This is a genomic window from Azospirillum sp. B4 (genome assembly GCF_000333275.1).
In the GTDB taxonomy this organism is placed as follows: Bacteria; Pseudomonadota; Alphaproteobacteria; order Azospirillales; family Azospirillaceae; genus Nitrospirillum.
This window is the reverse complement of sequence record NZ_BACU01000686.1, coordinates 1-7,562: the sequence shown is the minus strand read 5'-3', so window position 1 is coordinate 7,562 and position 7,562 is coordinate 1. Positions and strand designations below refer to the sequence as shown.

The following is a 7,562-nucleotide window of genomic DNA, read 5'->3' as shown; positions in this document are numbered from 1 at the left end:
TTCTCCCTTTTTCCATTCCGCCGGCGCCCTGATGGCGCCGCCCAAGGGCATCGTGGCCACGGTGCCGTACCTGCCGGGCCGGCGCCTGGGCATCGCCGGCGGTCCGCTGGACAAGAACTGGCTGATCCTGCGCGCTTATGCCCAGCGGCAGGCCGGCATCGACCTGGACGCGTCGGTGGAAAAGACCTTCGGCGCGCCGCCCCTGCTGGCCAACGCCCTGGCCGCGGGCCGGCTGGACGCCCTGCTGACCTATTGGCCCTTCGCCGCCAAGGGCCAGACGGCCGGGCAGCGCACCGTGCTGACGACCGAGGACGCGGTGGCCGGCCTGGGCATCCAGGGCACCCCGCCCATGGTGGGCTACGTCTTCTCCGAACGCTGGGCCAAGGCCAACCGGGTGGCGCTGGACGGCTTCATCGCCGCCACCCGCCAGGCGCGGGCGCTGCTGACACGGGACGACGCCGAATGGCCCTCGCTGCGCCCCCTGGCCGATGCCGGCAGCGACGCCGAATTCGACCGGCTGCGCGACTGGTACCGCCGGGGCATCCCCCGCCAGTGGGGAGCGGCGGAATGGGACGCGGCCGCGCGGCTTTACCAGGTCCTGGCCGCCGTGGGCGGGAAGGAGCTGGTGGGATCCGGGGGTGACACCCTGCCCGCCGGCACCTTCTGGCCGGTGGAGCGGGCTTGGTGAGCACGGCTGTGGCGAAACGGGCCTGGCTAATCCGCGCGCTGTCCGTCCTGGTTCTGCTGCTGGTGTGGGAAGGGGCGGGACGTCTGGCCGCCAGCCCCTTGGCGCCGCCGGCCTCGGCGGTGCTGGCCACCCTGGGGCGGGAGGTGGCGTCGGGCGCGCTGCCCCACCATGTCGGGATCACGCTGGCCCGGGTGGCCATGTCCTTCGTCCTGGCCATGGGTGCCGGCACGGCCCTGGGCCTGGCCATGGGCTGGTGGCGCGCGGTGGACCTGTGGCTGGACAGCGCGCTGCTGCTGCTGCTGAACCTGCCGGCCCTGGTGCTGATCGTCCTGCTTTATGTCTGGTTCGGCCTGACGGAGGCGGCGGCCATCACGGCGGTCGCCCTCAACAAGCTGCCCACCACCGCCGTCACCGTGCGTGAAGGCGTGCGGGCCCTGGATGGGGACCTGCTGGAGATGGGGCGGGCCTACCGCCTGGGCCGGGCCGCAACCCTGCGCCACATCGTGCTGCCGCAACTGCAGCCCTATCTGTTCGCCGCCACGCGGTCGGGCCTGTCGCTGATCTGGAAGATCGTGCTGGTGGTGGAACTGCTGGGCCGCAGCGACGGCGTCGGCTTCCAGATCCAGGTCTATTTCCAGCTGTTCGACGTGGCCCACATCCTGGCCTACGCCTTGGCCTTCATCCTGATCATCCAGGTGATTGAATGGGCGGCCCTGCAACCGCTGGAACGCTGGGCCCGGCGGTGGAGGGTGTGATGACGCGGCTGATTGTCGACATTCGCGAGAAGCGGCTGGCCGGCCGGCCGGTGCTGGGCCCCATCGCCTTCACCGTCGACACGCAAGAGGTGGTGGCCCTGGTGGGCCCATCCGGCTGCGGCAAGAGCACCCTGCTGCGCCTGGCGGCCGGGCTGGACCGCGAGGTGACGGGCACCGTGCGCTGGAGCGGCCCGGCACCCCGCCTGGGCGTGGTCTTCCAGCAGCCCCGCCTGTTGCCCTGGCGCACGGTGCGGCAGAACCTGGACATCGCCGGTGCCGGCGGGGAGGAGGGGCAGCGGCTGCTGGAACGGCTGGGCCTGGCGGCCAAGGCGGATGTCTGGGCCTCGCACCTGTCGCTGGGCATGGCGCGGCGCCTGGCGTTGGCCCGGGCGCTGGCGATGGATGCGCAGGCCCTGCTGCTGGATGAGCCGTTCGCCTCGCTGGATGAGGCCAACCAGCGCCTGGCCCGCGCGGTGCTGCTGGAACACCGCTTGCGCCGGCCGACGCCCACCCTGCTGGTCACCCACGACCTGGCGGAGGCGGTGGCCCTGGCCGACCGTGTGCTGGTCCTGTCCCCCGGTCCCGCCCGCCTGCTGGTCGACCAGCCGGTGCCGGACGCGGCCCGTACCGACGCCGCCGTGGCGGCGGAGACGGTGGCGGCCCTGCGCGTCTGGTCGGGTGTGTCCCCCGTATGATCGTGTCGTAGCCGGCGCGTGAACGAATCGCAATGTCACAGATTCGCCGAATCTGGGAAAATAATCGCCTTGTTTACAGATGGCGGCTCATTTCCAATCAGAATTTGTCAGATTGCGGAGCCGGCTTTTCGTGGCTCCACGGTCTCTTCTGGCTGCCGAGCGGCAAATGCCAACGGGAAAACGGTTAGGAGCTTGACGCTGTTATCTCCCTGCTGATTAGTCCCTTATGGTTCATCGGTATAGTATGGTGGCGATAGTTAGGGCGTGGCGGTGAGCCGCCTTTTCATTCTATAAGCGGTTGGACCGCATACTTGGACGGGCCTATTCGGAGTACCGATATGAGGAAAGTGGGGAGGGCGGCCCTGGTCGCGATGGCGGCTGGCGCGTTTATGGCGCTGGCCGGGGCGGCCGATGCCACCGTGGCGGCGGAACCGGTGAAGGCGCCGGCGTCACCCGTGCCGGGCAAGGGCCCGGAGGTGAAGCAGGGCCAGGGGCCGCTGTGGTCCAAGAACTGCGCCAAGACCGAGGCCGGCGCCGAGGTCTGCTATGTCGAGCAGTTCGCCATCGCCACCCCGCAGAACGTCATGATGCTGCACGTCCGCGTCGGCTACCTGGGGCCGGAGGGCAAGCCGCGCCTGATCCTGGCCACGCCGCTGGGGGTGCTGTTGCAGCCGGGCATCACCCTGGTCCTGGATCAGGACAAGCCGCTGACCCTGCCGTTCGACGCCTGCCAGCAGGGTGGCTGCGTGGCCGCGGCCGAGCTTGAGGACGGCAAGGTGCTGGACCATTTCACCAGCGGCAAGGTTCTGGCCGTACGCTATATCAATGGTGACAAGGCGGCTGTGGATATCCCGGTGCAGCTGGCCGGCCTGGCGGCGGCGTTGAAGGCCGTGCCGGCGCCCAAGCGCACCCCCTGAAGCCCCCATTTGTCCTGACCCCTGACGAAGCGCCGTGAAGCCATGAACACGCAACCGCAGACCACCATGACCGTTGAGCAGGCACTGGGCCAGGCCCACGCCCACTGGAACGCCGGCCAGGCCGACCAGGCGGAACGCCTGTGCCAGCACGTGCTGGCGCTGTGGCCGGGACAGTCGGACGCCCTGCACCTGATGGGTCTGATGGCCCACGCCTACGGCAACCTGGATCTGGCCATCGACCATCTGCGCCGCGCCTGCCAGGCGCCCCGGGTGCCGGCCGTCTACCTCAGCAACCTGGGTGAGATGTGCCGCCAGCGCGGCCTGCTGGCGGAGGCCGAGGTGGCGGCCCGCCGCGCCGTCACCATGGACAACACGCTGGTCGCCGGCTGGAACAATCTGGGCATCATCCTGCAGGAGGCGGGCAAGCTGGAGGACAGCCTGTCCTGCCTGGAGCGGGTGGTGGCCCTGCAGCCCAATTATGCCGAGGCGCACAACAACCTGGGCAACACCCTGAAGCGCATGGGCCGCCTGGACCAGGCGCGCCAGCGCTATGAATACGCGCTGAACCTGGCGCCGGCCTATGCCGAGGCGCAGAGCAACCTGGCCAACCTGCTGAACGACCTGGGCCGTCCCGACGACGCCCTGGCCGCCGCACGCAAGGCCATCGACCTGAATCCCCGCCTGTCCGACGCCTACATCAACGCGGCGGCGGTGGAACTGGGCCGCAACCGCAATGAGGACGCGCTGCGCTGGATCGACGCGCTGCTGAGCTACGCCCCCCTGCATGCCGGGGCCCTGACGGTGCGCGCCACGGCGCTGCGCCATCTGGAGCGGTTGGAGGAGGCCCTGGCCGACGCCCGCCGGGCCGTGGCCGCCCAGGCCGACAACGGCGAGGCGCAGAACGTGCTGGGCGAGGTGCTGCAGGCGCTGGGCCAGCATGAAGAGGCGCTGGTGGCCTTCGACAAGGCCGCGAAGTCCCTGGGCTTCGCCCCGGAAAAGGCTTTGATCAACCGGGGCGTCCTGTTCATGGAGCGCGGTGACAAGGCCCAGGCCAAGGCCGCTTTCGAGCAGGTGGTGGCGCAGTTCCCCCGCTCCGCGTCCGCCTGGTTCAACATGTCCGACCTGCACCGCTTCCAGGCGGGCGAGCCGGCCATCACCAAGATGGAAGCGCTGCTGTTCGGCCCCGACCCGGTGCAGTCGCAGACCGACCGCACCGCGCTGAACTTCGCCCTGGGCAAGGCGTGGATGGACATCGGCGACGGCGAGCGCGCGTTCGCCTACCTGAACGAGGGCAATCGCCAGAAGCGCGCCACCTTCACCTATGACGCCGCCGCCACCAGCCGCTGGCTGACCGACATCGCCACGGCCTTCCCGGCCGCCACCTTCGACAAGCCCAAGTCCCCGGTGGCGGGCAGCGAGCTGGCGGTGTTCGTGCTGGGCATGCCCCGCTCCGGCACCACGCTGGTGGAACAGATCCTGGCCAGCCATCCGCAGGTGGCCGCCGCCGGTGAGCTGTCGGCGCTGAACAACCTGGTGAACCAGCTGGGCCCCTATCCCCAGATCGCCCCCCACCTGACGCCGGAGATCCTGGGCGGGCTGGGCCAGCGCTACCTGGACTTCGTCCGTCCCCTGGCGGGCCACCGCCGCCGGGTGGTGGACAAGATGCCGTCCAACTTCCTGTTCTCCGGCCTCATCAACCTGGCGATGCCGGACGCCCGCATCATCCATGTGCGGCGCGACCCGGTGGACACCTGCCTGTCCTGCTACACCAAGCTGTTCACGCGTGAGCAGCTGTTCACCTACGACCTGGCGGAGCTGGGCCAGTTCTACCGCGGCTATGAGCGGCTGATGGATCACTGGCGCGCCGTGCTGCCCGCCGACCGGTTCATGGAAGTGCGGTACGAGGACGTGGTGGACGACCTGGAAGGCCAGGCGCGCCGCCTGGTCGACTTCGTCGGCCTGGATTGGGATTCCGCCTGCCTGGACTTCCACAAGACCCAGCGCACCATCCGCACCGCCAGCCTGAACCAGGTGCGCCAGCCCATCTTCCGCAGCAGCCTGGGCCGTTGGAAGCCGTTCGCGGCCCAACTGGCGCCGCTGCTGTCGGCGCTGGGTGTCGACCCGAACGCGCCGGAGGCCGCGGCGCCGCAAGTGGCGTCCCCCGCCAAGAAGGCGGCCCCGAAGAAGGCGGCGGCCCCCAAGGCCAAGGCCGAAGCCCCGGCGGCTGAGCCCGCCCCCGTCGCCGAGGAAGCGGCCAAGCCGGCGCGCGGTCGCCGCAAGCCGGCCGCCAGCTGACAGGGTCTGCCGTCATGGACATGAAGGAACTTGAGCAAAAGGTCCGCCCCATGCTGATCGCGGGGCGGGGGGCCGAGGTCGAGACCATGATCCGGCCCCTGCTGGCCAGCGGCACGGGGCCGGTGACCCTGTGGGCGCTGCTGGCCCAGGCTCTGCGCGTGCAGGGCCGGGTGCTGGAGGCCAAGCCCATCCAGGAGATGCTGGTGGACGCCCTGCCGGGGCACCTGTCCACCCGCTTCGACCTGGCGGAAACCCTGCTGCTGCTGGGGGAGTTCGACCGCGGCTGGCGTGAATACGCCTACCGCTACAGCCTGGCCCACACCACCCGCATCGAGCGCAAGGTGCAACGGCCGCGCTGGGACGGGCGGCCCATTCCGGGCAAGACCTTGCTGATCCATGATGAGCAAGGCTACGGCGATACCTTCCAGTTCATGCGCATGGTCGCCTGGGCCAAGGAGAAGAGCCAGGCCAACGTCATTCTGGAAATCAATCATGAGACGGCCAGCCTGGCCCGCCGCATGAAGGGTTTCGATGCGATGACCGTGCGCGGGGAGTTGCCACCCTATTTCGACGTGCATGCCGAGATGATGAGCCTGCCCATGATCATGGGCTTGCAGGTCAGTCAGCTGCCCGGTGAGCCCATGCCCTATCTGTCGGCCCTGCCCGACCGGCGGGAGCATTGGCGCAAGCGGCTGGAGCCTTACCAGGGCCTGAAGGTGGCCTTCCTCTGGGCCGGCCGTCCCACCCACTTCAACGACGCCAACCGCTCCATGGGGCTGGAGATGCTGGCGCCGCTGGCGCAGGACGGCGTCACCCTGTTCTCCGTCCAGAAGGGCCCGAAGGAGGAGCAGGCGCTGAACCCGCCGGCCGCCATGGCCAAGCACGTCGTCAGCCTCAGCCCCGAGATCAGGGATTTCGAGGATACGGCCGCCATCCTGTGCGAGGTCGACCTGCTGGTCTCCATCGACAGCTCCCCCGTGCACCTGGCTGGCGCCCTGGGGCGCCCGGCCTGGGTGATGATACCCTTGCTGCCGGACTGGCGCTGGCTGCAAAACCGCGACGACACGCCCTGGTACCCCTCCGTCCGCCTGTTCCGGCAGACGGAATGGGGCCAGTGGGGCCCGGTCATCGACCGGGTCGCCAAGGCGCTGGCGGAACTCAAGGCCCAGAAGGCGCAAGGGCGGGCCTGAGGATGCGGGCGCGGGCCGTCCTCGCGCTCCTGATGGCGGGTGGCCTGGCCGCCTGCTCCGGCATCCATGGCCGGCAGGAACGGGGACCCACCTTGGCGCATGCCGGCGGATGGCGCTGGGCCACCTTGCCGGCGGGCACCTTCGACCTGGCCACGGCGGTGAAGCCGGAGGCCGGCGGGCCGTTGCTGACCGTCTATATCGAGGGCGACGGCCTGGCCTACCTGACGGCGCGGGAGCCGTCACAGGATCCCACCCCCACCGATCCTTTGGCCCTGCGCCTGGCCATGGCCCATCCGGGCACCGGCCCCGTGGCCTATTTGGCCCGTCCCTGCCAGTACGTCATGCCCGGCCGCAACTGCCAGGTGGGCTATTGGACCACCGCGCGCCTGGCGCCGGAGGTTGTGGACAGCGCCGGCATCGCCTTGGACCGGCTTAAGGCCGACGCGCACGCCCAGCGCCTGGTGCTGGTGGGTTATTCCGGCGGTGGCGGCCTGGCGGCCATGTTGGCCGAGCGGCGCGCCGACGTCGCCGGCTTGGTCACCGTGTCGGGTAACCTTGACTTCGGCCTGTGGACCCAGACCCTGGACCTGACGCCCCTGGCGCAGTCGCTGGATCCCGTCACCGACGCCGCCCGGCTGGGCGCGCTGCCCCAGGTGCATTTCGTGGGCGCCGACGACAAGGTGGTGGACGGCGCCATCGCCCGTTCCTTCGTCGGCCATCAGCCGCCGGGCGCCCCGGCCAGCATCGTCACCGTTCCCGGCCAGGACCACCGCTGTTGCTGGGCCGGCGCCTGGCCGGATCTGTCGCGGCGGGCCGAGTTGAAGGCCATTCCGGGCTGGTTGCCTTAGGGTAGCCTTTCCAGTTTCCGTTCTGACGTCAGAACAGGAGTTACCCGGGGTGACCGATGGTGGCCAGCGCCCGGTCCAGTTCCTGGATGGCGCAGACGATGTGGTAGAAGCTGCTGGCCGGGGCCGCCTCTTCCACGAAGGTGCCGTCGGGGTTCAGGCGGTCGCGCCACAGGC

The 7,562-nt window shown here is 69.9% G+C and carries 7 protein-coding genes; all 7 read left to right on the top strand.

The window, feature by feature from the left end:
* Positions 1-688: ABC transporter substrate-binding protein (locus I55_RS37475; protein ID WP_044564530.1), on the top strand; the 688-nt coding region annotated here is incomplete at its 5' end.
* Entirely contained in the window at positions 685-1,443 is a 759-nt protein-coding gene (locus tag I55_RS30695; protein ID WP_044564527.1) for an ABC transporter permease, read from the top strand. The genes I55_RS37475 and I55_RS30695, both read left to right, overlap by 4 nt.
* Positions 1,443-2,138 carry an ATP-binding cassette domain-containing protein gene (locus I55_RS30690; protein WP_044564526.1) on the top strand — a complete coding sequence of 232 codons (696 nt, stop codon included), beginning with the start codon at positions 1,443-1,445 and terminating at the stop codon, positions 2,136-2,138. Before I55_RS30695 ends, I55_RS30690 begins: the two co-directional genes overlap by 1 nt.
* 338 nt (positions 2,139-2,476) lie before the next feature.
* Positions 2,477-3,055 carry an invasion associated locus B family protein gene (locus tag I55_RS30685; RefSeq protein ID WP_252181377.1) on the top strand — a complete coding sequence of 193 codons (579 nt, stop codon included), beginning with the start codon at positions 2,477-2,479 and terminating at the stop codon, positions 3,053-3,055.
* 42 nt (positions 3,056-3,097) lie between these two features.
* Positions 3,098-5,350 (top strand): tetratricopeptide repeat-containing sulfotransferase family protein, encoded by a 2,253-nt coding sequence (locus tag I55_RS30680; protein ID WP_083901561.1) that lies wholly within the window; start codon positions 3,098-3,100, stop codon positions 5,348-5,350.
* 14 nt (positions 5,351-5,364) lie between these two features.
* Positions 5,365-6,540: a glycosyltransferase family 9 protein gene (locus tag I55_RS39210; protein ID WP_199902781.1), complete on the top strand. Its 1,176-nt coding sequence runs from the start codon at positions 5,365-5,367 to the stop codon at positions 6,538-6,540.
* A gap of 2 nt (positions 6,541-6,542) precedes the next feature.
* Positions 6,543-7,388, top strand: coding sequence for a S9 family peptidase (locus I55_RS35550; protein WP_064742559.1), 846 nt, complete (start codon positions 6,543-6,545; stop codon positions 7,386-7,388).
* Positions 7,389-7,562: the final 174 nt, after the last annotated feature.

Coding starts and splice junctions, on each gene's coding strand:
- I55_RS30685 (WP_252181377.1), top strand. CDS start 2,477: ATGAGGAAAGTGGGGAGGGCGGCCCTGGTCGCGATGGCGGCTGGCGCG.
- I55_RS30690 (WP_044564526.1), top strand. CDS start 1,443: ATGACGCGGCTGATTGTCGACATTCGCGAGAAGCGGCTGGCCGGCCGG.
- I55_RS39210 (WP_199902781.1), top strand. CDS start 5,365: ATGGACATGAAGGAACTTGAGCAAAAGGTCCGCCCCATGCTGATCGCG.
- I55_RS35550 (WP_064742559.1), top strand. CDS start 6,543: ATGCGGGCGCGGGCCGTCCTCGCGCTCCTGATGGCGGGTGGCCTGGCC.
- I55_RS30680 (WP_083901561.1), top strand. CDS start 3,098: ATGAACACGCAACCGCAGACCACCATGACCGTTGAGCAGGCACTGGGC.